The following is a 22,882-nucleotide window of genomic DNA, read 5'->3' on the forward strand; positions in this document are numbered from 1 at the left end:
GAGGAATAAGAGTTTTTGTGTAAGTTCTGTAATGAGTTTTCTGGGCATAAATTTTCAAAATAATTAAGTTATGAATGACTTTGATCGAAGAATTGCGGCTCTTTCTCCAGAACAACGGGCTTTATTAGAGTTGCATCTCAAACAAAAACAGGGTTTGAAATTGCCACAGAAATCTGTAATTCCTACAAGAGTTAAAGATGACAACCCTCTTGCATCTTTTGCCCAACAAAGAATGTGGTTTCAACACCAAATGGGACACAAAAGTGCTATTTCTAATAATATTCCTGTCAGTCTAGAAATTAGCGGTCGGCTGCAAGTAGAGGTTTTAGAGCGAAGTATTAAAGCAATTATTCAGCTTCATCAGGTTTTACGTACTACTCTGAAGACTGTGAACGATCGCTTGGTACAAGTGATTTCGCCGACTGTAGATTTCACTTTACCATTAATTGATTTGCGATCGCTTGCTCCCACAGAACGGGAAGCCAAAAAACAGCAACTGATTTTCGCGGAAGCCTGTCAACCGTTTGACTTTTCGGGTAATTTGTTCATCAGAGTGACGCTACTGCGCTTAGATGAGACAGAATATATCATGCTGATGACCATGCACCATATTGTGTCCGATGCTTGGTCAATTGGGGTATTTTTCCGTGATTTGAATGCTTTTTATCAAGCTTTTGCTAGCAACCAGTTTCCATCCTTAGCCGAATTACCAATCCAATATGCAGATTTTGCAGTTTGGCAAAGAGAATATGTGCAGGGAGCGATATTAGATCAAGAACTGGCTTACTGGAAACAGCAATTAGCAGATGCTCCAACTTTATTACAATTACCAACTGATCGACCTCGACCGTTGATGCATTCTTTCGCGGGAAAGAAGCAATTTTTTATGCTGTCTCAAACTCTCACGCAGTCACTTAGAAATCTATCTCAGCAAACCAAAACTACTTTATTTATGCTGCTACTAGCGGCATTTCAAACTTTACTATATCGCTATACAGGACAGCCGGATATTTTAATCGGTTCGCCGGTTGCTAATCGCGATCGCCTTGAGACTGAGGAATTAATTGGTTGTTTAATGAATACGGTGGTATTCCGCAACAATTTAGGCGATAATCCCAGCTTTCGAGAATTATTAACTCGCGTCAAAGAAACAGTATTAGCAGCTTTTGCCCATCAAAACTTACCATTTGAAAAGCTCGTAGAGGAATTACAGCTACCGCGAAATTTAAGTCATTCAGTATTGTTTCAGGTAATGTTTGTTCTGCAAAATGCTACTTCTTCCCGAAATATCCAACTTCCAGACCTAGATTTGCATTACTCTTTAGTTGATAATCAAACTTCTCAGTTTGATCTGACTATTCATTTAGTCGAAGAAGAGTTTGGCTTAGTGGGAAGACTGGAATATAGTACTGATTTGTTTGATGACTCGACCATCACCCGCCTCATCGCACATTTTCAAACTTTATTAACCAGCTGCGCTGAAAATTGCGATCGCCTAATTTCGGAATTACCCATATTGACTGCGGACGAACGCCAGCAGTTTCTGGAATGGAATCAAACCGCAACAGATTATTCTCAACACGCCTGTATCCATCAATTATTTGAACAGCAGGTAACCAGAACACCCGATGCTGTGGCTGTAGTCTGTGGAGAACAGCAACTAACCTATGCACAACTGAATCAGCGTGCCAATCAGTTAGCTCATTATCTCCAAAAACAGGGTGTGAAACCAGAAGTTTTAGTTGGTATCTGTGTAGAGCGATCGCTTTCAATGGTGGTAGGTATATTAGGTATCCTCAAAGCGGGTGGTGTTTATGTGCCTCTCGATCCGACCTATCCCCTGCAAAGACTTGCTTTTGTTCTGTCTGATGCTCAAGTGTCCGTGCTATTAACTCAAGCACATTTGTTAGAAAGTTTACCCCAAATAGAATCTCCCATAGTTTGCTTAGATAGCGATTGGCAATTGATTGAGAAAGAAAGCCAAAAGAACTTAGCAACTCCAGTTACGCCCAACAACTTAGCTTACGTTATTTATACCTCTGGCTCCACCGGACAACCAAAGGGAGTCGAGATCGCCCACCAGTCACTGGTCAATTATACCGAAGCTGCGATCGCCCATTTTGAAATTTCTCAGCGCGATCGCATTCTCCAATTTGCCTCCATTAGCTTCGATGCGGCTGCGGAAGAAATTTTTCCCTGTCTGACTCAAGGTGCAACTTTAATCTTACGAACCGCTCAAATTTTAAGTTCTGTACCAGTCTTTCTGAAAACTTGCCATGAATGGCGGCTGACTGTACTAGATTTACCCACTGCATTTTGGCATCAAATAGTAGTGGAACTGCCCAACATCGACTTATCAATTCCTGATTCCGTGCGACTGGTAATTTTAGGCGGTGAAAAGGTACTCCCAGAGCGATTGATGATTTGGCAGCAGCAAGCCCCAGGAGTTAGCTTAATCAACACTTATGGTCCAACAGAAGCCACTATTGTTACTACGACTTGCGCGCTCTCAGAGTTACAACTGACCGAAATATCAGGACGCAATTTACCCATTGGTAAGCCTATTGCTAATACTCAAACTTATATTCTTGACCCGCACTTAAATCAGATGCCCATAGGCGTTCCAGGGGAGCTTTATATCGGCGGAGCAGGTTTAGCTAGAGGTTATTTAAACCGACCCGATTTAACTGATGCTGCTTTTATTCCCAACCCATTTATTCCAGTTCCAAAAGCGCGTCTTTACAAAACTGGTGACTTGGTACGTTATGCCATTGACGGCACTATTGAATTTTTAGGACGCATTGACCGCCAGGTAAAAATTCGTGGTTTTCGCATCGAACCAGAAGAGATTGAAAACTTACTAACTCAGCATGATGATGTGCAGAACGCTATAGTCATAGCGCGAGAAGAACGACTTGGTAATAAACAGCTAATTGCTTATGTCGTACCTCAGCCAAAACACGCGATCGCCATTGAAGATTTGCGTCGCTTTATAGAAAGTCAACTACCTAAATACATGATGCCTCAGACATTTGTGATCTTGGCAGATTTACCGTTAACTCCTAATGGCAAGATAGATTATTTGGCTTTACCAGATCCGCAGCTATCTCGCACCTCATCAGCAACAGATGTGATTACACCTCGCACTCCTACAGAAACCCTTGTAGCTCAAATTTTTTCGCAAGTATTAGAGATTGATTCGGTGGGTATTAACGATGACTTTTTCGATTTGGGAGGAAATTCTTTACTAGCTATTCAACTTACTACTAAGTTATTTCAAGCTTTGGATATCGAGTTAACGGTTGTGGAAATATTTAAAAATGCTACCGTCGCCACTTTAGCCACAAGTATTGACAAAATGCAAATCTTGAAACAGTTATCGGCTGCTGCTGTTGAGAATTTAAACGAACGAGAGGAATTAGAAATATGAAACCTATAGAGATATTTTTGGCAGAACTTTGTAGTCTAGATATCAAACTTTCGGCAGCAGGCGATCGCTTGCGTTGTAATGCCGCTAAAGGGGCGCTAACATCTGATTTAACAACTCAGCTTGCCGAACGCAAAACCGAAATTTTAGCATATTTAAATAGTCATAACGCTGGTCTAGATGTAATTAATCTGGAAGCTGAAGCTGTTTTAGATGCGACAATTTTTCCGGCGATAGCTTCTGAGTTGACTGCCAAAATTGAGCAGATATTTTTGACTGGCGCAACTGGGTTTTTAGGGGCATTTTTACTTTACGAACTGTTGCAAGAAACAGAAGCTAATATTTATTGCTTGGTACGTGAGGAAAATTCTGATTTAGGTAAACAGAAAATTCAAGACCAGCTTAAATCTTATCAGCTTTGGCAGGAGAATTTTAGTAATAGAATTATGCCAATCATCGGGGATTTATCCCAACCGCTTCTCGGTTTGAGCGAAGCACAATTTCAGATGATGTCTCATCAAATTGATGTTATCTATCATAATGGTGCGTTAGTTCATCTTTTTTATCCCTACACAGCACTCAAAGCCGTCAATGTTTTAGGAACACAAGAAATCCTGCGTTTAGCTAGCCTGGGTAAGCTAAAATCCGTGCATTTTATTTCTAGTCTTTCTGTAATGCAGTCTCTTAATTATGTGAAAGACAAGGTAGTGAAAGAAGAAGATTTAATCAGCGATCGCTGGCAGAATCTATACCACGGTTATGCAGAAAGTAAATGGGTAGCCGAACGGTTAGTTGCGATCGCCCGCGCGAGAGGAATACCAGTTACTATTTATCGACCAGGAATGGTAACGGGAAGCAGTAAAACGGGAGTCGGTAAAACTGAAGATTTATGGAGTAAATTGCTCAAAAGTTTTGTCTTACTGGGAAAAGCTCCAGATATGGATACAGTGTTATGGGATATAACTCCTGTAGACTATGTAAGTCAGGCTGTTGTTCATCTATCAAAGCAACAAAACTCACTAGGAAAAATATTTCACTTGCTTAATTCTCAACCTACCCCTCTGAGTAAAATTGTGGACTCAATGAGAGCATTTGGTTATGCCATTGAGCAGGTATCATACGATGAATGGAGAACCGACCTCAGCGTTTTAGTTCAAAATACTCCAACCCATCCCCTCAGTTCGCTGTTGATGACTTTTGTGGAGCATTTTTCTGAAGAACAATTACAAGTATTGCAATTGAAATACGATTCTCAAAATACACTCAATGCTCTGGAAGATAGCTCGATTCACTGTCCACCACCGAGCGACAGATTAATTAATACTTATCTATCTTATTTTCGCGATCGCGGTTTTTTAGATTCTTGAATACGTTGGATCAAGATGTAGAGATTGTAGTTACCAGCAAATCTCAATCTCATTTACAGGCTATAACACGAGTTGTTGCTATATGAAATTTAAAAATTAGGCAGCTAAAAAACTCAATAATACCAACCATCACCATCTGTATTCGGATTACCTAAAATCTGGAAATTTAAAGATTCCAGATAATTTAAACAACTATTAATGTGAGACATAGAACCTCCTAGTTCTAAGTCAAAACATCCTTGCTCATTAGTATTTTTGTCTAGCTCTGCTCCAGTAATATTAACCGTCAATTTATAACGAGAAATCATTTGAGAAATAATTGGTTCTCGCAAGTAAAATTGAGGAATATGTAAACGCACACGTAGTCGAGTCATGCTCATACTTTGCCCAACAAATAAAACCATAAATCAATATTTGATTTATATAATCTGTCCATGCAAAGAAGAAGCATCTAACCATAGTGGTAACTTCAGTTTTTCCAAATAATCGCAACTAGAAAAAAGTTGCTGCGGTTTACCCCAAAGGTCTAAATCAAACCAACCATCCTCTTGCTGATTTGCTGGTAGTGAAGCCCCAATAATATTGACTGTGATTCCATAGCGAGACACTAAATCAAAAATGATGGGTGTCTGGTAGTAATCTTTCAAGATGCAAATTTGCAAACCCAGCCGATAGGATTGACTGCCGTAAACTGGGTAAGTATAACTTGGTGCAGGTGTAGTCATTTCTGGAGTTGGGCGAGGAAATGACAGAAAACTGAAATTATGCGGCACACTTTCTGTAATACTTGTATCCATTAAATCTACTCCCAAGTTCTGTAAATACAGCAGTCCATCATAAATATGTTCAGAATTACCTTGGAGTTGTAAGTCAAACCAACCGTGGCTGTCTGTAGCTGAGAGCATTGCCGCCTTGATATTAACTGTCACACCAAAACGAGATACCAAACGGGAAATCAAAGGTTGGCGGTGGTAATGCAGGGGTATACGGATGCGGCTATCAATGGGAGTTAATGGATGTAATTTTTTATGTGGCATAGGATTAGGAAATTAAGATAACAGTTAATCACCAATCACTGACGCTATTTTCATCCCAGATTTCTAGCTCTATATCCTGGAGGTAATTCATAGCATCATCTATCTGTGTTGCCAAACCTTGTAAATCCAGTTCAAACCAACCGTCACCCACAGCATTTGCACCCAAAATAGCCGCTGTAATATTAATCGTTAAACCGTAGTCTGAGACTAAACGAGAAATTACCGGTTCTTGATGAAAATTTCTGGGAATTCGCCTGCGAATTTTTTTGTGAATGATCTGACCGTCAGTAACCATATTCAAATTACCAAAGAAAACGTAGAAGAAAAAAGTCAAACAACATTAATTCAAGCCCCCTGATTTATCCGTGGGGTATTTAATTTTGAATTTTGAATTCGGAGTGCGTACTAGCTGTCTCCCTCATTTTTTATGCGGATGCGACGCTCAAACACCTCTTTAATGATTAGAGTACAAGCAGCTAATCCAGCTAACACCACCGAAGCAGCAAAAGCACTTTGAGAATCGTAATTACGATAAGCCCCTTCTACATACAAAGTTAGAGTCTGAGTACGGCCAATTAAGTTACTAGAAACCACAGCAATAGCACCATACTCTCCCATCGCACGGGCAGTAGTGAGAATAATGCCATACAACAATGCCCAGCGAATAGAAGGTAGTGTGACTCGCCAGAAAGTTTGCCATTCGGTAGCGCCTAAAGTTTTAGCAGCTTCTTCTTCCTGAGTCCCAACCTCTTCCAGAACTGGAATTACTTCCCGCGCCACAAAAGGCATTCCCCCAAGCATCGTCGCCAAAGCTATGCCAGGGAACGAAAAGATAATTCTGATATCCAGGAATTGTAGCAGGGGGCCAAGTAGCCCATTACGTCCATAGAGAGAGACCAGCATTAAACCTGCCACAATGGGCGAAATCGAAAAGGGCAAGTCAATAATACTTAGTAGCAGAGTGCGCCCCCGAAACCGACGGCGGGCAATTACCCAGGCTGCACATAACCCAAAAACGACGTTGAAAGGTACAGCTATGCCCACCGCCATTGCCGTCAGGCGCAGGGCTTGAATAAAATCCCGACTGGTGAGGGTGGCAAAAAACGGGGCAATACCCCGATTAAAGGCTCCAATGAACACATAAAGAGTGGGCAGCAGCAAGACCAACGCTAAATAGGCTGTAACCGCCACAATCAAAGCAACTTTGCCCCACTCTCCATCTGGTTTTGGCTTGACCTGACCTGAAGGTAGAGACTGTGTAGATTTCACTTCAACCGCCATAGCGTTGCCTCCAAGTTTGCAATATATTTACTGTCAGTAGCAGCACCAGGGAAATCAGCAGCAGCACTGTGCCAACAGCTGTGGCTCCAGCTATGTCGTTTTGTTCCAAGCGCTGGAATACTAGGATGGGGGCAATTAAATCTTGGTAGGGAATATTCGCGGCAATCAAAACCACTGAACCATACTCGCCCACGGCCCTAGCAAAAGCCTGAGTTGTACCGGTGAGGATGGCAGGTACAAGGGGAGGTAGTACCACCAGCCAAAAGGTTTGCCATCTGGATGCTCCCAGAGACCAGGCAGCTTCTTCGATTGTTGAATCTAGCTCTTGCAGTACGGGCTGTACTGTTCGGACAACAAAAGGCACGGAAATAAACACCATCGCCACTGCCACCCCCAGACGAGTAAAAGACACCCTAATACCCAGGGGAGAGAGGAATGAGCCAATCCAGCCCTGCTCACTGTAAACTGTTGCCAGAGTGATACCTGCAACTGCCGTGGGTAGAGCAAAGGGCAGGTCAATGACGGCATCTAAAACCCGTTTAAAAGGGAAATCGTAGCGGACTAGCACCCAGGCTGTGGCAGTGCCAGCGACGCAGTTAATAGCGGCGGCAAAGAAGGCCGTCACAAAAGTGATGTTGTAGGTGGATAGCGCCACGGGGGCAGTAGCCAGTCGCCAAAACTCAATAGGTGATAGGGTTGCAGCCTGTAGTATCAAGGCGGCCACAGGCAACAGTAGGACGATGGAGATATAAGTAATTGTTACCCCCCAGGGCAAAGACAAGCGTTTAAGCAAATTTTGGGGGGCGAGGGGGAAGGTAGACTGTGTTTTGGAAACTGTCATGGCTTCAGAATATGAGTTAGGCCTAGCGTCGAGCTATATTGGCTTGGATGTCGTCAAAGATTGCGCCATCGGCAAAGAATTTGGGGCTGACTTGATTCCATCCGCCAAAATCATCGATGGTGAATAGATTAGATATTTTGGGATAAGAATCGGCAAATTCTGCGACTATTTCTGGTACTACCGGGCGGAATCCCACTTTGGCAAATTCGCGCTGGGCTGCGGGGGTAAAGAGAAATTGCACAAAGGCTTCTGCTACTTCACGATTGCCTCGCTTATCAACATAGCTATCTACTACGGCAATGGGATTATCGATGGAAATATTAATTTCGGGGACTACGTAAGGTAAATTCTGTCCCTGCTGTTTCGCTAAGATGACTTCGTTTTCATAGTTAATTAGGGCATCGCCCTGTTTTTGGGCGAAGAAGGCATCAGTGGCTTCACGGGCATCTCTTGGTAGAACTGGCACGTTACTATAAACTTTAGTCACAAAGTCTTTGGCTTGTGCTTCCGTGCCGCCTGTTTTGGTGACTTTCCCCCATAAAGCCATGTAGTTCCAACGAGCGCCACCAGAGGTTTTGGGGTTAGCGGTGATTACGCTGACATCATCGCGGGCTAAATCATCCCAGTCTTTTATGTTTTTGGGGTTGCCTTCGCGGGTAACTATCACACCTACAGAACGGTGAACAATACCATCGCCGTTGGGTGTCTTTTTCTCCCAGCCTGGTTGAATTAATCCGGCTTCCTGTATTTGCAAAGTATCTGCTGATAGTGCTAGGGCTACTATGTCTGCATCTAAACCGTCAATCACCGCACGGGTTTGGGAGCCGGAGCCGCCATAGCTTTGGTCAAATCTGACGGTTTGCCCGGTTTTTTCTTGCCACTCTTTAGCGAATAGGGGAATAATATTTTCATAAGCGGCGCGGGTAACGGCGTAGCTTACTAGGGTCAGTTCTTTTGTTTGTGCAGTGTTACCACTAGTATTATCAGGAGAAGGTGAGCAGGCAGCGATCGCACCACTTAACCCGATTCCTACTAAAAACAGTGAAATAAAGCTTTTTAAAGACTTGCGTTTCCATTGATTGCAAATATCTTGCCACATACCGACCTTATACTCCTGACTTTAATCTACTGTTAATCTATCGAGTTACGATGTTTTTTGGAATTAGTTTTAGATATTACAGATAATTCTATGAAATAGCAAGATATTCCCCATATTCTCAATCAAGATTATGGTGATTGCATAACTTCGAGAAGTTCAAGCGACAAGACATACCCGTAGAGCTTCCCTTACCGCTCTAGAGTTTGTTAAAACCTAAATTTTTACTAATTGCCCACAAATTGGGACTGATTTGTAAGGCTTCACGAGAGCCGTTGTGTAGTTCTTTCATCCGCCGTTGTCCTTCGGAGTCCATGCGAGCGTAGGCTTGTTGAGATTTGGCGATCGCATCTTCATCTACGTAGTAATGCCCCGGAAAAACCTAAATTATCTACGGCTTGGGCAATCTGCCGCCAGTAATTAAAGTTAACTGCTCGCCCGCCTATGGCTGTGCCAAGGTAGCGCCCTTCTCCATGAGTGGGAATAAACCAAAGTAGCTGCATGATATCTATGTCAGAGTAGCTGCAATATTTTCTGGATATTAAATACGGTAACTCTATCAATTTTTAGTAGTTTAAGGCTTGCGGTTTTGTGGTAGCTGTGACATACTCTACCTTGTAAGTCCATTATTCCGACAGACTTACCGTAGTTTAAATTCTTCTCGATAAATCTTGCTGCAAGGAATTAATCATGCTTAAAGATGCACAAGGACTGGTAGTGACAACAGATTCAGCCCCAGCGATCGCAGCTATTAACCATTTCATCGATCAAGCACTTTGTTATGGTAAAGATGCAGAAACAGCGATTTTACAAGCAATTGAAGCTGATCCAACTTGTGCCTTAGCTCATGCTTATGCCGCCGCTTATTATCTCACCCAAGAAAACACCAAGGCTTGGCAGCAAGCGCAACCATATTTGCAAGTATTACAAGGGAATTTAGCCAAGATTACCGCCAGAGAAAGGTTATATGTGCGGGCAATTTTAGCTTGGGCAAATAAAGATATTGATATAGCGATCGCCTTGCATGAAGAGATTACTGACCAATTTCCTCGTGATTTAATCTCTGTGCAGCAGGGACAGTATCACTATTTTTATACAGGGAATCAAGAAAAATTACTAGAAATTGCTCAGAAAGTTTTACCTAGCAATCCCCAACGAGATTATTTATACGGCATGGTAGCCTTTGGCTTAGAACAATGTCATCAACTCAAAGCCGCAGAGAAAATGGTGCATCAGGCGATCGCTTTAAACAGAGATGATCCTTGGGCGCACCATGCCATTAGTCATGTGATGGAAACTCAGGGAAGAGCCGATGAGGGGATAGCCTGGATGGAGAGTTTTGCAGACACCTGGGAAAACTGTAACTCCATGCTTTATACACACAACTGGTGGCACATTGCCCTCTATTATTGTCAACTAAAAAATTATCGCAAAGTTCTAAAAATCTACGATACACATATTTGGGAACGTGCCAATAAACAATCTCCCAAAGACCAAGTAGGGGCAATTTCAATATTATTACGGCTTGAACTACGCGGAGTAAATGTAGGGAACCGTTGGCAAGAAATCAGTCCTTATCTTTACAGTCGCATTGATGAACACGCCTTACCATTCCAAGATTTGCATTATGTCTATGCCCTAGCCAAAGCAGGACATAATCACTGGGTAAAAGAAATGCTTCAGAGTATGCAATATCACGCCTTAACTATCAATCCTTTTCTGCGAAGGAGTTGGTTAGAGATTGCAATTCCCGCCGCTAGAGGGATGGTAGCTCATGCCCAAGGTGATGTTAAAACAACTGTAGCCGAACTCAAACCTGTATTATCCCGCTTGCATGAAGTTGGCGGGAGTCATGCACAGCGAGTATTATTTGAGCAAGTTTATCAAGATGCCGTGTTATGGACACAAAAGCAGAATCAGCTTTATGCCGTTACTGCCTGATGTGAAAATTGTAGTCTTTTATTAGTAGGACTTACGCAAGAACTCTCTGAAACCTCTTGACTTTGTGTCCTTCTCCCAAAGGGAGAGGCTAGCGCCAATGCGGTATGCGCTTCGCGCACGCTACGCGTTAAGCGGAAGCTATGCCGAAGGCTATACGTTTTTTCATAATTTTGCGTAAGTCCTGATTAGTACACACACATTTTTTGTAGTGGCGTGGCAAGCTTAAAATAATGCAGAAAATTGTAGGTTGTGTTGACGTAACCAAACCCAACATTCTTGAGAGCTACATCTAATCCACTATTTTAAGCTTGTCAGTCCAGCAGCATTTTTAAGCAGGAAAATTCACAAAAGCTTGGCTATCAATTTGATTGAGTACCCGATAATTATCTAACTTCACTGGGGCAAAACGCCTAACACCAAATTGTTTCATTACGCTTTGCAACTCTGCATCTGGTTGGAGTAGCGCCAACTCTATTTGCTGAATCAAAGGAATGCCTAAACGCTGTGCTACTACCAATGGTGGCATCGGAGAAGGGCCGATCATTTCCACCACACGCAAATCCTGTGATAATTCCGGAAAATCCCGTAATTCTTGTTCTAATACCACACTATCAATAGCTGCACAATCTGCCAAGCCCTCAACTACCCAGCGAATTGAACGCTGATGGAAACCTGATGCTATAGTTTTACCAAAGAAATTTGGCGGATATTTTTCTTGTCTTAACCAGTGAAAAAGTAGATGATAACCACTGTTAGAACCAGAATCGTTATAGCAAAATGTTTTACCTGACAAATCAGCCAAATTTTTAATATTACTATCAGCCTTAACAATTACATCTGCATAGTAAATAGGAGAGTTACCATATCGAGGTGATTGCATTACAGGGGCAACTAAGGGCTGCAATTGGTGTGCAACCATTTGACTGTAACGAATTAGTGGTAATCCACAAATAAAAGCTAAGTCTATTTGGTCTTGAAATAACAGAGGGTCTTTTAGAGGGTCACATTCACCTGGATTTAGTTGAATTTCTATTTCTAAAATTCGACCTAAATAAGTGGCGATCGCCTGATATAATCCCAACCAATTAGGAGCTAAGTAAGATACAACCCGCAAGCTAGTAATTTTGGTCATTCTTGTGATAAAACAGAGTTCTTCTGGAAAACTAGAGTTAATTTTTTCCAGAGTCATGGATATATAAAAAGCCCAAACTAGCAACAGTCAGAAGCATAATACCTAAAACGGTTGTATAGGACTTAAGATGCCACCACAGCCGTTTTAAGATATATGTTCCTAATTGTAATCCTTGGGTGAAAAAATGAGATTTGAAATTTTTATTGTTCTGAAAACTAATATTTTGGGCTAATGTCATCGTGATTTTTCCTGTCCAAATAAATAATTAGCGGTAACTCGATAGGCTTAGTGTAGATTATAATATATTGCAGCCAATTTCGTCAAAATATAACTAACCAATTTATGAATTACCAGGTTTCAAAGCTGATACCATTGCCCGTATTCACCACGCTAAAGAAATTTTGACGACACAACTTGAGTATCCGCCATCCCTGTGTGAACTAGCGCAGCAAGTGGGAGTTAGTGTTCGCACCCTCCAGAGAGGTTTTTCAGCACTTTTTAACACAACTGTCATGGGTTATTTGACACAGCAACGGCTGGATAATGCCCAAAGTCGGTTACTGCGTGGGCAAGCGATGATCGCATAAAATTAAAGTACTGTCATACACATATAGCAGAGTGAATTTTTTTCTGGGTTGTGCAGTTTGGGCATATAAAGGTTGGGTAGATGAACTCTATCCCCAAGGTACTCGTGCTGCGGATTTTCTCCACCTCTACAGCCGTCGCTTCACCACAGTAGAAGGTAATACCACATTTTATGCTGTGCCTAACCAAGAAACCATCGCTCGTTGGGCGACTGAAACACCACCGGGGTTTGAATTTTGCCTCAAATTACCACGAGACATTACCCATAAAGGTTTACTGCAACCTTCTACACCCAATGCTTTACAATTTCTAGAAGTGGCGCGCCCTCTAGGTAAGCATCTTGGCCCGATATTTGCCCAATTACCCCCCAGTTATAGTCCAGCATACATTGACGATTTGACAGCTTTTTTAGAGGCTTGGCCGCGTACAGAAGCACCGTTAGCAGTGGAAGTTCGACATCGTGACTGGTTCCATGAACCTCATCTGAGTATTTTGACCAATATTCTGGAAAAATTAGGTGTAGGCAGAGTGCTGTTAGACTCGCGCCCGATCTACACTGGAGGAGATGATCCACAATTAAATTCAGAACGGCGTAAACCCCAATTGCCATTGCAATTTAGTGTCACAGCCCCTTTCAGCCTGATTCGGTTTATTTCTCACCCAAATTTATCAACGAATCAGCCTTTTTTGGAAGAGTGGGTCACACAAATTCAACAGTGGTTACAGGCGGGGAAACGAATTTATTTCTTTGTTCATTGTCCTATAGAAGAGCGATCGCCTGGGACAGCTCGTTACTTCCAAAAGCTATTGGAACAACATGGGACAGCAATTCCGCCTCTACCTTGGAATCAACTTAATGCTCCGCCCAATCAACTGAGTTTATGGTAATTTTGGCGAAATATCATTTCCGTTTGTTTGAAAAAAAGCAACAATTGTGATTACAATAGTTTTTTGATCAAACTCGACACACTTCCCCCTGATCAAAAAAATGGGTAAAACCACTCTTGGCAAAAATGGCAAAAATTGAAGGCAATTGCCTAAATTTAATTACCACAAATATAGAGGTCTTGCTGTGGAATTAATGAGATTTTGGTGAAATAAGCAGTTATCTCCAAGGAGCTTAAAATGAGTCGTCTTATTTATGAAAAATCAGTTTCATATAAAGGATATCTGATCATTCCATTTGTTTTTGGCAAAGCGGATAGTTACGAAATTTATGCTTATAAAGTCTTGTCAGAAATTGGACATAAAAGTAAATTTCATAAAGCAGAAAATCCAGCCGAAATCTATGGCAGTAGCATCAATAATATCGTTGATATTGCCAAAGAACATATTGACCAAAATTCAGAATTTGTCTCTCACAGTGATAGTTTCAAGTCTCGCTATGTATACAGCAATAACTTGATTATCATCTTTCAAGAAGGAGGTAAATATTTTTACGACCATTATCCACCAGAACTCTTGAATAATATTGCCGCCCCAAAATTATTCCAATCTGAATATGAGTGTTTGCATTGGATTCAGCAAGGACTTAATGGACAATATATGCGGCAAAGAGCAAACTAAATTTGTAAGTAGGTGGGTTGCAAAAGTTTTTACTTTTGTCACAGAGTTTAATTTATTCCTGCTTGTTCAACCCCACTTACTAAAATTAGGAGTAATTTATACCAAAATTGATGAATATTAATAAAAATTAAAAAGTATATTTCCGTCTTCACCCGGATCTCAACTCAGGTTAATTTGGTTTCAATAGAAACAGGGTCATCAAGTAAAAGCCCACAAATGCCAGGGAAAATTCGGGATTGATTCATGAGCCAAAGATTTAGATCGGAAAAACCCCTAGCAAAGGAGCAATCAATTGACGATTGCACTTTTGTCAGCAAAAGCAAACACCCAGGATGTCGTCAAGTACAACGGGGAAAAATCCCATGCTACAGGAGCAAACACTGATATGACTGGGTATAACCAGGCAGAAATAGGTCTGAGTGGGACTGAAGCACACTTACAGCAGGCACTTGAATATGTACCTGTAGCGATCGCCATCTTCGATCTAGAAATGCGCTATCTTTCTGTTAGTCGCAAATGGTTAGAAGAATATCACCTCAGCGATGGCATTATTGGACGCTCTCACTACGAAGTCTTTCCCGATATTCCCGCAGAGTCGAAGCAGATTCACCAAAAGTGTTTAGCAGGTGCCATTGAACAAGGCCATGAAGAACCTTATCCGCGCGCCAATGGTTCTATAGAGTGGGTAAGCTCCTCACTCCGCCCTTGGCATACAGCCAGCGGTGACATTGGTGGGATGATTATCTTCAGTGAAAACGTCACTCAGCGCAAACAAAGCGAAATAGCACTCCGCCACAGCGAAGAACGTTATCAATCTCTCGTCAGCACTACCTCTCAAATAGTTTGGACAGTTCCCCCTGATGGTATTTTCATTAACGACAATCCTAGTTGGAGAGCATTTACCGGACAAACATGGGAAGAATGTCAGGGGTGGGGATGGCTAGAAGCGATTCATCCAGAAGATCAGCAATTAATTGCCCAAGCATGGGAAACATCAATCAACACACTCCGTCCTTATCAAATTGAATGTCGTCTCAGAAGGCATGATGGGGAATATCGCTATATGCTAGAGCGAGCTGTCCCTGTATTAGAAACAGATGGCAGTGTCCGAGAATGGGTAGGTACTTGTACTGATATCCACGAACGTAAACAAGCTGAATTTAACCTGGTGGAACAGAATGCACTCTTGCAGTCTATTTTGGAATGTACACCAGATTTAATTATGGCTAAGGATTTAGAGGGGCGTTATGTCGCCCTTAACTCCAATGTAGCTAAGTTTCTGGGTAAATCAATTGAGCAGATCATTGGCAAAGATGATTCTGAACTATTTCCGCCAGAAGTAGCGCCTGGAATCATGGAAAAAGACCGCCAGGTGATCTCCACAGGAATTTCTCAGACTTACGAGGAAGATGTTTCTGATGGTCACACCAGCACCACTTTTATCACCGCCAAAAGTCCTTGGCTCAATTTTGATGGTCAAATTATCGGTTTAATTATCACAGTCCGGAATATCACAGACCGCAAGCAAGCAGAAATAGCGCTGCAACAGAGTGAACAAAGATACAGTTCGCTGATTAAAGCGATTTCCCAAATTATTTGGACAGCGGATAGTGAGGGGCGAGTCACAAATCTCATGGACTTGCTAAACTACTGTGGAACAACTGAAACGGCAATGGCTGGTTTGGGTTGGTTGGAGTTGATTCATCCGGAGGATCGCGAACCAACAAGTCAAATCTGGATGCAAGCAGTAGAAACAAAAACTTTATATGAAAGTGAATGTCGGTTACAGTCGGTAGATGGAGACTATCGATATTTTCATAATAGAGCTGTGCCTATTCTCAACTCAGATGGCATGATTCAAGAGTGGGTAGGTATTTGTACAGATATTACAGCCCGAAAAGAAGCTCAACAGACCCTTAATGCAGCCAAAGAAGCGGCAGAAGCCGCCAGCTATGCCAAAAGCGAATTTCTGGCCAACATGAGCCACGAATTACGGACTCCCCTCAATGGTATTCTTGGCTATGCCCAAATTCTTCAGCGTTCTCAAAACTTGGATGCAGAACAGCGATCGCGCATTGATATAATTTACCAATGTGGTTCGCATCTACTAACATTAATCAACGACATCCTGGATCTGTCGAAAATCGAAGCGCAGAAAGTAGAACTTATGCCCACAGATTTTCACTTCCCGGCATTCCTGCAAGGTGTAGCTGAGATGTGCCGCATTCGCGCCCAAATCAAAAACATTCAGTTCCATTATCAATTAGCTGCCGATTTACCCATTGGCATCCGTGCCGATGAAAAACGCCTGCGGCAAGTATTGATTAACCTAGTGAGCAATGCGATCAAATTTACTGATGTCGGCAGCGTTACCTTTAGCATTAGCTATACCCGCGAAGGAAAAATTCGCTTCCAAGTCCGCGATACAGGCATTGGTATTGTCCCCGAAAAACTCCAAATTATTTTTCAACCATTTGAGCAAGCGGGAAACAGTCGCCGACATATCGAGGGTACTGGCTTAGGATTGGCAATCAGCAAAAAAATTGTCGAATTTATGGGCAGCACCATTGAAGTTCACAGTGAGGTAAATGTTGGTAGTATTTTCCAGTTTGATGTTAACCTACCCGTAGCTGATGAGTGGGTCAAAACATCTCAAGCCGACAATTATGGTCAAATTATCGGCATCAAAGACCGCAAACCTAAAGTTCTGGTCGTGGACGACAAATGGGAAAATCGCTCAGTCATTGCTCATTTGCTTTCACCCCTCGGCTTTGAAGTTGCTGAGGCCACCAATGGACAAGAGGGTTGGTTAAAAATCCTGGAATTTCAGCCAGACCTGATAATCACTGACTTATTGATGCCAGAACTTGATGGATTCCAGCTAATTAAACGCATTCGTGAATCGAAACCCTTGAAAAATATTGTGATTATTGTTTCTTCAGCCAGCGTGTTTGAAACCGACCAACACCGCAGTTTAGAAGTAGGAGGAAATGAATTTATCGCCAAACCAGTGCAAGCAATAGAACTGTTTCAGAAATTACAGAAACATCTGCATCTGGAATGGCTATATGAAAAGCAGGAGAGAGTGAACCAGCCAGAGTTAGAAAGTTCTGATGTTGAGTTAGTTCCTCCACCCACAGCAGAAATGGAAATCTTGTACGAGTTAGCAATGAAAGGTAACTTCCGGGGAATTAATAAACAGGCAGGATTAATTGCGGAAATGGACGAAAGATATCTCCCTTTTGCCCAAAAACTGCAAAAATTGGCCAGAGACTTCCAAGACCAAGAAATTTTGGCACTCATTCAATCTTATCAGTAAGCATTATCACCATTCCCCTCTCTTCCCACACTCCCCTTGGAAGCGAGACAAATCACCGCATTTAAACATTTCACCGAATCTAAATTGTAAGTAGGTGGGACTCGGAAAAACCAAACTATATTACGACTCGTAAACACCCATGAAACCCTTACCAATGAGCAATGACAAAGGACAACCCCCGCCAGTTAACTTTATTTACGCCCACCTACTTATCGTTTCTCCCAGAGGTTTTTAGATGAATCTTGTATCTGAACAAACTGCGACGATTCTCATTGTTGATGATCATCCTGCCAATTTAGGTGTTTTATCTGATGCTCTGGATCAGGCTGGATTAGAAGTTTGGGTGGCAAAATCTGGAAAAGTAGCTTTAGAAAGGGTTCAATATGCCCTACCCCATTTAATTTTGCTGGATGTGATGATGCCAGAAATGGATGGTTTTGAAACCTGTCGTCGGCTCAAGGCAAATCCGGCAACTCAAGAAATTCCCGTTATTTTTATGACAGCACTTTCCGACACTGCCAATAAAGTGGCAGGATTTGAGGTTGGTGCGGTGGATTATATCACCAAGCCTTTTCAACAAGAAGAAGTTTTATCACGAGTTAAATTACACCTGAAGCTGTATTATTTGTCTCAGAAACTAGAGCAGAAAAATATTCAGCTAGAGCAAAAAGTGGCAGAAGTAAGTTTGGCACACAATCAATTGCAACAAATGCAAATCAAGTTGATTCAGAGTGAGAAACTATCCAGTCTAGGACAAATGGTGGCGGGAATTACTCATGAAATTAACAACCCTGTGAATTTCATTTATGGCAATCTGATTCATGCTCATGAATATGCAGAAGAATTACTCAAACTTGTGTATCTTTATCAACAGGAATACCCAAATCCTAGCCCGGCAATTCAAGCAGAACTAGAAGCAACAGACTTGGATTTTCTAAAGAATGATTTAATTAAGCTGTTCAAATCCATGAATATGGGTGCAAAACGCATTCACGAAATTATCAAGTCTATGCGAATTTTTTCTCATATAGACGAATTTAATACGAAAGCGATTAATATCCACGAAGGAATTGATAGTACACTGACTATTTTGAATTACCGCTTAAAGGCAAAACGAGAGCATCCTGCCATCGAAGTGGTGAAGAATTACACTGAATTGCCGCTCATTGAGTGCTATACAGGAAAACTTAATCAAGTATTTATGAATATTCTGGCTAATGCCATTGATGCTTTAGAAGAGTATGATCAACAGCGTTCCCTTGAGGATATTAAGCAACAACCAAGTCGCATTGAGATTAGTACTAAAATGATTGGCGATGGTTGGGTTGCCATTCACATTGCTGATAACGGTCCAGGAATGAGCGAAGCTGTGAAATCAAGGTTATTTAATTCCTTTTTTACCACGAAATCTATGGGAAAAGGAACAGGATTAGGGTTGTCTATTAGTCACCAGATTATTGTAGAAAAACATGGAGGTAGTCTCTGTTGTCAATCTACATTGGGAGAAGGGACAGAATTCGTGATTAAAATTCCCATTCAACAAAAATCTTCCGCAGTTGCTTCAAGTGAATTTCCCAGTCCCTGCATCCTAGAAGTTTGAGGCTAAAACTGCCTAAGCAGGCTCAAAATCTGATTTTTTCCCGGTAATCAGCACTGATTAAGGCAAGCAAAAATCAGGCAAAATCCATTCACAGTTGGGCTGGTATCCATACAGTGAAAATTGAACCAATAGCCACGGTCGATTCTACTTCAATTCGACCCCGATGCAGTTCTACAAGTTGTTTGGTTAAAGCTAAACCGAGTCCTGTACCTTCGTAACGGCGGCGATAGGGTGTATCGAGTTGCTGAAATTTCTCAAACAGTAGTGGTAATTGTGCTTCGGAAATGCCAATTCCAGTGTCTTCAATTTGAAAAATAGCGGTATTATCTTCTACCCAAATCCGCAAGGTGACACTGCCACCTTTAGGGGTAAACTTAATGGCATTAGTTAACAGATTCCAGATGATTTGTTGTATTCGCCCTGCGTCGGCAGTAAAGCGATCGCGCTGGGGAGCGACTTGCATATCCAGTTGCAGATTGACTTGTTCGTTGTCAGCTTTTTTTAATAGTGATTCTACGGAAGTTTTGGCTGTATCTGTCAAAGAAAATTCTGTAATATTTAATACTGTTTTCCCCGCTTCAATTTGTGATAAATCGAGGATGTCGTTAATTAGTTCTAATAAATGTTCTCCACTATCGTGGATTGTTTGCAGATAATCTCGTTGGCGTTGACTCAATTCTCCCAAAGGCCAACGTAGCAATGTGGAAGACATCCCGATGACGTAAGTTAAAGGCGTAAGCAATTCATGGCTGATAGTAGCGAGAAATTGATTTCTGAGGCGGCTAGCAGCTTCAGCAGCCAGTAAAGCTTCCCGTAACGCCATTGTCCGCTCAATTACGCGTTTTTCCAGAGTTTCATTTTCTTGCGTCAGCGTGCGCGTAGCCTCTTGCAGAGATGGTATTAACTCAGATTGATGAATGGCGATCGCTAATTGTTCCGCGATCGCAGTTAGTAAATTTTTCTCACTCTCAGTCCATTGTCGGGGAGTGTGACATTGATGAGCAATCAGTAACCCCCACAGCTTTTGTTCAAATATAATTGGTGCTACCAGTTTCGCCCTAACTTGGCTTTTTCTGCAAAAATTTAATAAACATTCTTCCAGCGCATAAGTTTTTTCCACATCATCAACAACTAAAGTAAATCCTTGCCGATATTTTTCCCAACCGGGATAATTTCGCCTAAAACAAGCTTCTTCTTGATCAGACAACACCGACGGCATAATATTTTGAGAACAGGCTTCATGGACGATCCAACCCCCAGAGAATGGGTTTTGAGCGTTAACCGTTAACTGTTGACTATTGACTCTGGAATCGTCAAATTTATATACTACTAATCTGTCTAGTTCCAGAAACTTTCGCACCAAAGCAATTGCTGTAGCCATAATTACTGGCAAGTCTAAGCTTTGGCGAACCTGATTCGTGACCTGATTTAAAAGTTGCTCTGAGAAAGTCTGTTTTTTACAGGTATCTTCCACCGGCTGAGAGGAATCAACTAAAGCTTCTGTAATCTCCTGACTTGGCTGTGGCAAAAAATACTCTAATAACAACAGCGTAAATTTAGTTTGGATCTGGGTATCATTCGGTTTGAGAGCTTGACGATAGCGTTCCAGATGTTGATGAGTGTAGGAATCAGCTGTAAACAAGTCTCTCACTTGGGAGACAAACAAAGCGATCGCCTCGGAATTAAATGTCAAACTAGTATTGAATGCTGTATAACTTTCTGGCTTTCCCGGCTCCTGCGTGCCTAATAAAAGTGCGCTAAACTGCTCAGAAATCACCAGCGTAAACCTTTGATGCTGCCACTCTAGTGGTGTATCAATCCTTGCCAATACAGCTTCTGTGATTAGCAGTGCAGCAGTTCCTACTACTTGAGCCATCTGCTGTAACAATTCCCCAAGCTGATTAAATACAACTAAAGGCAAGTTGCGCGAAAAACTCAAATCAGGAGAACTAAGCATTTTCAATGGTCTAATAATAAGGGATTTCCAAGAAATAAATTAACCAAATAAACGTAGACGCGCTAGCGCCTGACCGCAGGCTACCACAGAGGTACAGAGAACAGAGAGAAATCAGGATGAGAGAAGTTGAGGGCGTTAGCTGTTTGGATGTTTTTTTATTTGTCAGTCCCTAGTTTGCTCAATGCTCATGTTTTCTAATCAACAGTTTAAGACGGTAATAAAGGATTATGCATCGTATCAGTGCTACACCAGGCGGATGGAATCAGTCAGAAGGTTTAGTTTTTTTAGAACAAACACCAGCTCCTTTTGTATTTATTACTGCTGCTGATACTGACATTCAAACCCTAGCAGCAGCCGTCCCTAAATTACCTGAAACATTTCCAGCCATCCGAGTTGCTAGTTTGTTGCAGCTGCAACAACAAATAAGTATAGATTCCTATGGCGAGGAAGTTTTAGAATCTGCCCAAGTAATTATTTTGCGCCTGTTAGGAGGACGTTCCTATTGGGCTTATGGTTTGGAAGTAGTTCAGGAAATTGTACAACGTCAGGGTATCACCCTTATTGTAATGCCTGGGGACGATGGTCTTGATCCGGAATTAATTTCCCAATCTACTTTGCCTTTGAGTGCTGTTAATCAAGTATTACAGTATTTCAGGGAAGGAGGGGTGGAAAACATTGTTAACGCTCTGCAATTTATCTCAGATACTTGTCTTCATACTTCGTTTCAACCCTTACCACCACAAGGGATTCCGCGTGTCGGCTTGTATAAGAGGCAGGGGGGCAGGGTGCAGGGTGCAGGGGGGAAAACTTTGAGCTTATGCAAAAATGTTTCTGGCTCCTCTTCCTCATTGCCTAAAGTTGGGATTCTTTTTTACCGCGCTCATTATCTATCTGGGAATACGAAGGTAATTGATGCTTTGTGTACAGCTTTAGTAAAGCGCAATTTGCAACCTTTACCAGTGTTTGTTTCTTCATTGCGTGACCCTGATGTTCAAGCAGAATTGAGTGAGTTTTTCCAGCCGAAAGATACAGATCAAATTGGAGTATTGCTGAATACTACAAGTTTTTCTCTGGCGCGTTTGGAAACAGAAGCACCGCAAATCGATTTGTGGCAAAAATTAAATGTGCCGGTGTTCCAAGTTATCCTCAGTGGCGGTGGTGTGGAACAGTGGGAGTCACAATTACAAGGGCTTTCTCCCCGTGATATGGCGATGAATGTGGCGCTACCAGAGGTAGATGGACGGATTATTACTCGCGCTGTGTCTTTTAAGACGGTACTCTCGCGAAATCCTGACTTAGAAACAGATGTGATGGTTTATGAACCGGTGAGCGATCGCATTGAGTTTGTAGTTGAACTAGCAGCCAATTGGGTAAAACTCCGCTCTAAGCCTCCCCAGGAGCGCCGTATTGCCCTGATTTTGGCAAATTACCCGAATCGCAATGGCAGGTTAGCGAATGGCGTAGGATTGGACACGCCAGCCAGTTGTGTGGAAATAATTAAAGCTTTACAGGGCGCTGGCTATGTGGTGGAAAATCCCCCCATTCACGGAGATGAATTAATCCAACGTCTCACCACTGGCGTAACTAATGATCCTGAAGGTCGAGAATTGCGACCTGTGCAGCAAAGTCTTTCTGGTGCAGATTATCAAGCGTATTTTGCCACTTTACCGACAACTGTACAGCAAGAAATTACCCAAAGATGGGGAGCCGCATCTGAAAACTCAGAACCCCCC

17 protein-coding genes and 1 pseudogene are annotated in these 22,882 nt (G+C 42.1%); 9 read left to right on the forward strand and 9 right to left on the reverse strand.

Features of this window, described 5'->3' with window-relative positions; genetic code table 11:
- Window positions 1-70 precede the first annotated feature (70 nt).
- Both AACX33_RS11495 and AACX33_RS11500 read left to right on the forward strand, forming a co-directional pair.
- Window positions 71-3,430 (forward strand): non-ribosomal peptide synthetase, encoded by a 3,360-nt coding sequence (locus AACX33_RS11495; protein ID WP_194003029.1) that lies wholly within the window; start codon window positions 71-73, stop codon window positions 3,428-3,430.
- The gene (locus tag AACX33_RS11500) at window positions 3,427-4,794 is read left to right on the forward strand and encodes a thioester reductase domain-containing protein (protein ID WP_194003027.1); all 1,368 of its coding nucleotides are present in this window, start codon (window positions 3,427-3,429) and stop codon (window positions 4,792-4,794) included. Before AACX33_RS11495 ends, AACX33_RS11500 begins: the two co-directional genes overlap by 4 nt.
- A gap of 113 nt (window positions 4,795-4,907) precedes the next feature.
- Here AACX33_RS11500 and AACX33_RS11505 read toward each other — a convergent pair whose 3' ends face one another.
- The 7 genes and pseudogenes from AACX33_RS11505 to AACX33_RS11535 form a co-directional block, all read right to left on the reverse strand.
- Window positions 4,908-5,168 (reverse strand): NIL domain-containing protein, encoded by a 261-nt coding sequence (locus tag AACX33_RS11505; protein ID WP_228049167.1) that lies wholly within the window; start codon window positions 5,166-5,168, stop codon window positions 4,908-4,910.
- Window positions 5,169-5,213: 45 nt separating this feature from the next.
- On the reverse strand, window positions 5,214-5,831 hold the full coding sequence (locus AACX33_RS11510) for an NIL domain-containing protein (RefSeq protein ID WP_194003023.1): 618 nt from the start codon (window positions 5,829-5,831) through the stop codon (window positions 5,214-5,216).
- Between the two features lie 28 nt (window positions 5,832-5,859).
- Window positions 5,860-6,126 carry an NIL domain-containing protein gene (locus tag AACX33_RS11515; protein ID WP_194003021.1) on the reverse strand — a complete coding sequence of 89 codons (267 nt, stop codon included), beginning with the start codon at window positions 6,124-6,126 and terminating at the stop codon, window positions 5,860-5,862.
- 110 nt (window positions 6,127-6,236) lie between these two features.
- Window positions 6,237-7,112 carry a sulfate ABC transporter permease subunit CysW gene (cysW, locus tag AACX33_RS11520; RefSeq protein WP_194003019.1) on the reverse strand — a complete coding sequence of 292 codons (876 nt, stop codon included), beginning with the start codon at window positions 7,110-7,112 and terminating at the stop codon, window positions 6,237-6,239.
- The gene (gene cysT, locus AACX33_RS11525) at window positions 7,102-7,953 is read right to left on the reverse strand and encodes a sulfate ABC transporter permease subunit CysT (protein WP_194003017.1); all 852 of its coding nucleotides are present in this window, start codon (window positions 7,951-7,953) and stop codon (window positions 7,102-7,104) included. The genes cysW and cysT overlap by 11 nt, the downstream gene beginning before the upstream one ends.
- Window positions 7,954-7,975: 22 nt before the next feature.
- Complete coding sequence (locus AACX33_RS11530) at window positions 7,976-9,052, reverse strand: sulfate ABC transporter substrate-binding protein (protein WP_194003015.1); 1,077 nt, start codon at window positions 9,050-9,052, stop codon at window positions 7,976-7,978.
- A gap of 359 nt (window positions 9,053-9,411) precedes the next feature.
- Window positions 9,412-9,552, reverse strand: a pseudogene (locus AACX33_RS11535) (alkanesulfonate monooxygenase); the annotation flags it as partial.
- Window positions 9,553-9,739: 187 nt separating this feature from the next.
- Between AACX33_RS11535 and AACX33_RS11540 the strand changes: the two are divergent.
- Window positions 9,740-10,990: a tetratricopeptide repeat protein gene (locus AACX33_RS11540; RefSeq protein ID WP_194003013.1), complete on the forward strand. Its 1,251-nt coding sequence runs from the start codon at window positions 9,740-9,742 to the stop codon at window positions 10,988-10,990.
- Between the two features lie 328 nt (window positions 10,991-11,318).
- Here AACX33_RS11540 and AACX33_RS11545 read toward each other — a convergent pair whose 3' ends face one another.
- Window positions 11,319-12,122 carry a phosphate/phosphite/phosphonate ABC transporter substrate-binding protein gene (locus AACX33_RS11545; protein WP_194003115.1) on the reverse strand — a complete coding sequence of 268 codons (804 nt, stop codon included), beginning with the start codon at window positions 12,120-12,122 and terminating at the stop codon, window positions 11,319-11,321.
- Window positions 12,123-12,523: 401 nt separating this feature from the next.
- Here AACX33_RS11545 and AACX33_RS11550 point away from each other — a divergent pair, with 401 nt between their 5' ends.
- From AACX33_RS11550 to AACX33_RS11570, 5 genes are all read left to right on the forward strand, one after another.
- Window positions 12,524-12,709, forward strand: a complete 186-nt coding sequence (locus AACX33_RS11550) for a helix-turn-helix domain-containing protein (RefSeq protein WP_322744546.1) — start codon at window positions 12,524-12,526, stop codon at window positions 12,707-12,709.
- Between the two features lie 31 nt (window positions 12,710-12,740).
- Window positions 12,741-13,595, forward strand: coding sequence for a DUF72 domain-containing protein (locus AACX33_RS11555; protein ID WP_194003011.1), 855 nt, complete (start codon window positions 12,741-12,743; stop codon window positions 13,593-13,595).
- A gap of 237 nt (window positions 13,596-13,832) precedes the next feature.
- Window positions 13,833-14,273 carry a hypothetical protein gene (locus tag AACX33_RS11560; protein ID WP_194003009.1) on the forward strand — a complete coding sequence of 147 codons (441 nt, stop codon included), beginning with the start codon at window positions 13,833-13,835 and terminating at the stop codon, window positions 14,271-14,273.
- 292 nt (window positions 14,274-14,565) lie between these two features.
- The gene (locus AACX33_RS11565; protein WP_227788682.1) at window positions 14,566-17,592 is read left to right on the forward strand and encodes a PAS domain-containing hybrid sensor histidine kinase/response regulator; all 3,027 of its coding nucleotides are present in this window, start codon (window positions 14,566-14,568) and stop codon (window positions 17,590-17,592) included.
- A 235-nt stretch (window positions 17,593-17,827) separates the two neighbouring features.
- The gene (locus AACX33_RS11570) at window positions 17,828-19,192 is read left to right on the forward strand and encodes a sensor histidine kinase (protein ID WP_194003007.1); all 1,365 of its coding nucleotides are present in this window, start codon (window positions 17,828-17,830) and stop codon (window positions 19,190-19,192) included.
- Between the two features lie 88 nt (window positions 19,193-19,280).
- Here the strand turns inward: AACX33_RS11570 and AACX33_RS11575 are convergent, their stop codons facing one another.
- Window positions 19,281-21,149, reverse strand: coding sequence for a GAF domain-containing sensor histidine kinase (locus tag AACX33_RS11575; RefSeq protein WP_194003005.1), 1,869 nt, complete (start codon window positions 21,147-21,149; stop codon window positions 19,281-19,283).
- 227 nt (window positions 21,150-21,376) lie between these two features.
- On the opposite strand from AACX33_RS11575, the gene AACX33_RS11580 reads away from it, so the two are divergent.
- Window positions 21,377-22,882 (forward strand): cobaltochelatase subunit CobN (locus AACX33_RS11580; RefSeq protein WP_227788683.1); only part of this gene is annotated, 1,506 nt, incomplete at its 3' end.

This window comes from Nodularia sp. LEGE 04288, assembly GCF_963896525.1.
Taxonomy (GTDB): domain Bacteria; phylum Cyanobacteriota; class Cyanobacteriia; order Cyanobacteriales; family Nostocaceae; genus Nodularia.

What these genes read in the sequence shown, in the direction of transcription:
- AACX33_RS11510 (WP_194003023.1), bottom strand. Translation starts at nt 5,831, where the DNA reads ATGCCACATAAAAAATTACATCCATTAACTCCCATTGATAGCCGCATC.
- AACX33_RS11515 (WP_194003021.1), bottom strand. Translation starts at nt 6,126, where the DNA reads ATGGTTACTGACGGTCAGATCATTCACAAAAAAATTCGCAGGCGAATT.
- AACX33_RS11570 (WP_194003007.1), top strand. Translation starts at nt 17,828, where the DNA reads ATGAATCTTGTATCTGAACAAACTGCGACGATTCTCATTGTTGATGAT.
- AACX33_RS11495 (WP_194003029.1), top strand. Translation starts at nt 71, where the DNA reads ATGAATGACTTTGATCGAAGAATTGCGGCTCTTTCTCCAGAACAACGG.
- cysW (WP_194003019.1), bottom strand. Translation starts at nt 7,112, where the DNA reads ATGGCGGTTGAAGTGAAATCTACACAGTCTCTACCTTCAGGTCAGGTC.
- AACX33_RS11500 (WP_194003027.1), top strand. Translation starts at nt 3,427, where the DNA reads ATGAAACCTATAGAGATATTTTTGGCAGAACTTTGTAGTCTAGATATC.
- AACX33_RS11575 (WP_194003005.1), bottom strand. Translation starts at nt 21,149, where the DNA reads ATGCTTAGTTCTCCTGATTTGAGTTTTTCGCGCAACTTGCCTTTAGTT.
- AACX33_RS11530 (WP_194003015.1), bottom strand. Translation starts at nt 9,052, where the DNA reads ATGTGGCAAGATATTTGCAATCAATGGAAACGCAAGTCTTTAAAAAGC.
- AACX33_RS11560 (WP_194003009.1), top strand. Translation starts at nt 13,833, where the DNA reads ATGAGTCGTCTTATTTATGAAAAATCAGTTTCATATAAAGGATATCTG.
- AACX33_RS11545 (WP_194003115.1), bottom strand. Translation starts at nt 12,122, where the DNA reads ATGACCAAAATTACTAGCTTGCGGGTTGTATCTTACTTAGCTCCTAAT.
- AACX33_RS11505 (WP_228049167.1), bottom strand. Translation starts at nt 5,168, where the DNA reads ATGACTCGACTACGTGTGCGTTTACATATTCCTCAATTTTACTTGCGA.
- cysT (WP_194003017.1), bottom strand. Translation starts at nt 7,953, where the DNA reads ATGACAGTTTCCAAAACACAGTCTACCTTCCCCCTCGCCCCCCAAAAT.
- AACX33_RS11540 (WP_194003013.1), top strand. Translation starts at nt 9,740, where the DNA reads ATGCTTAAAGATGCACAAGGACTGGTAGTGACAACAGATTCAGCCCCA.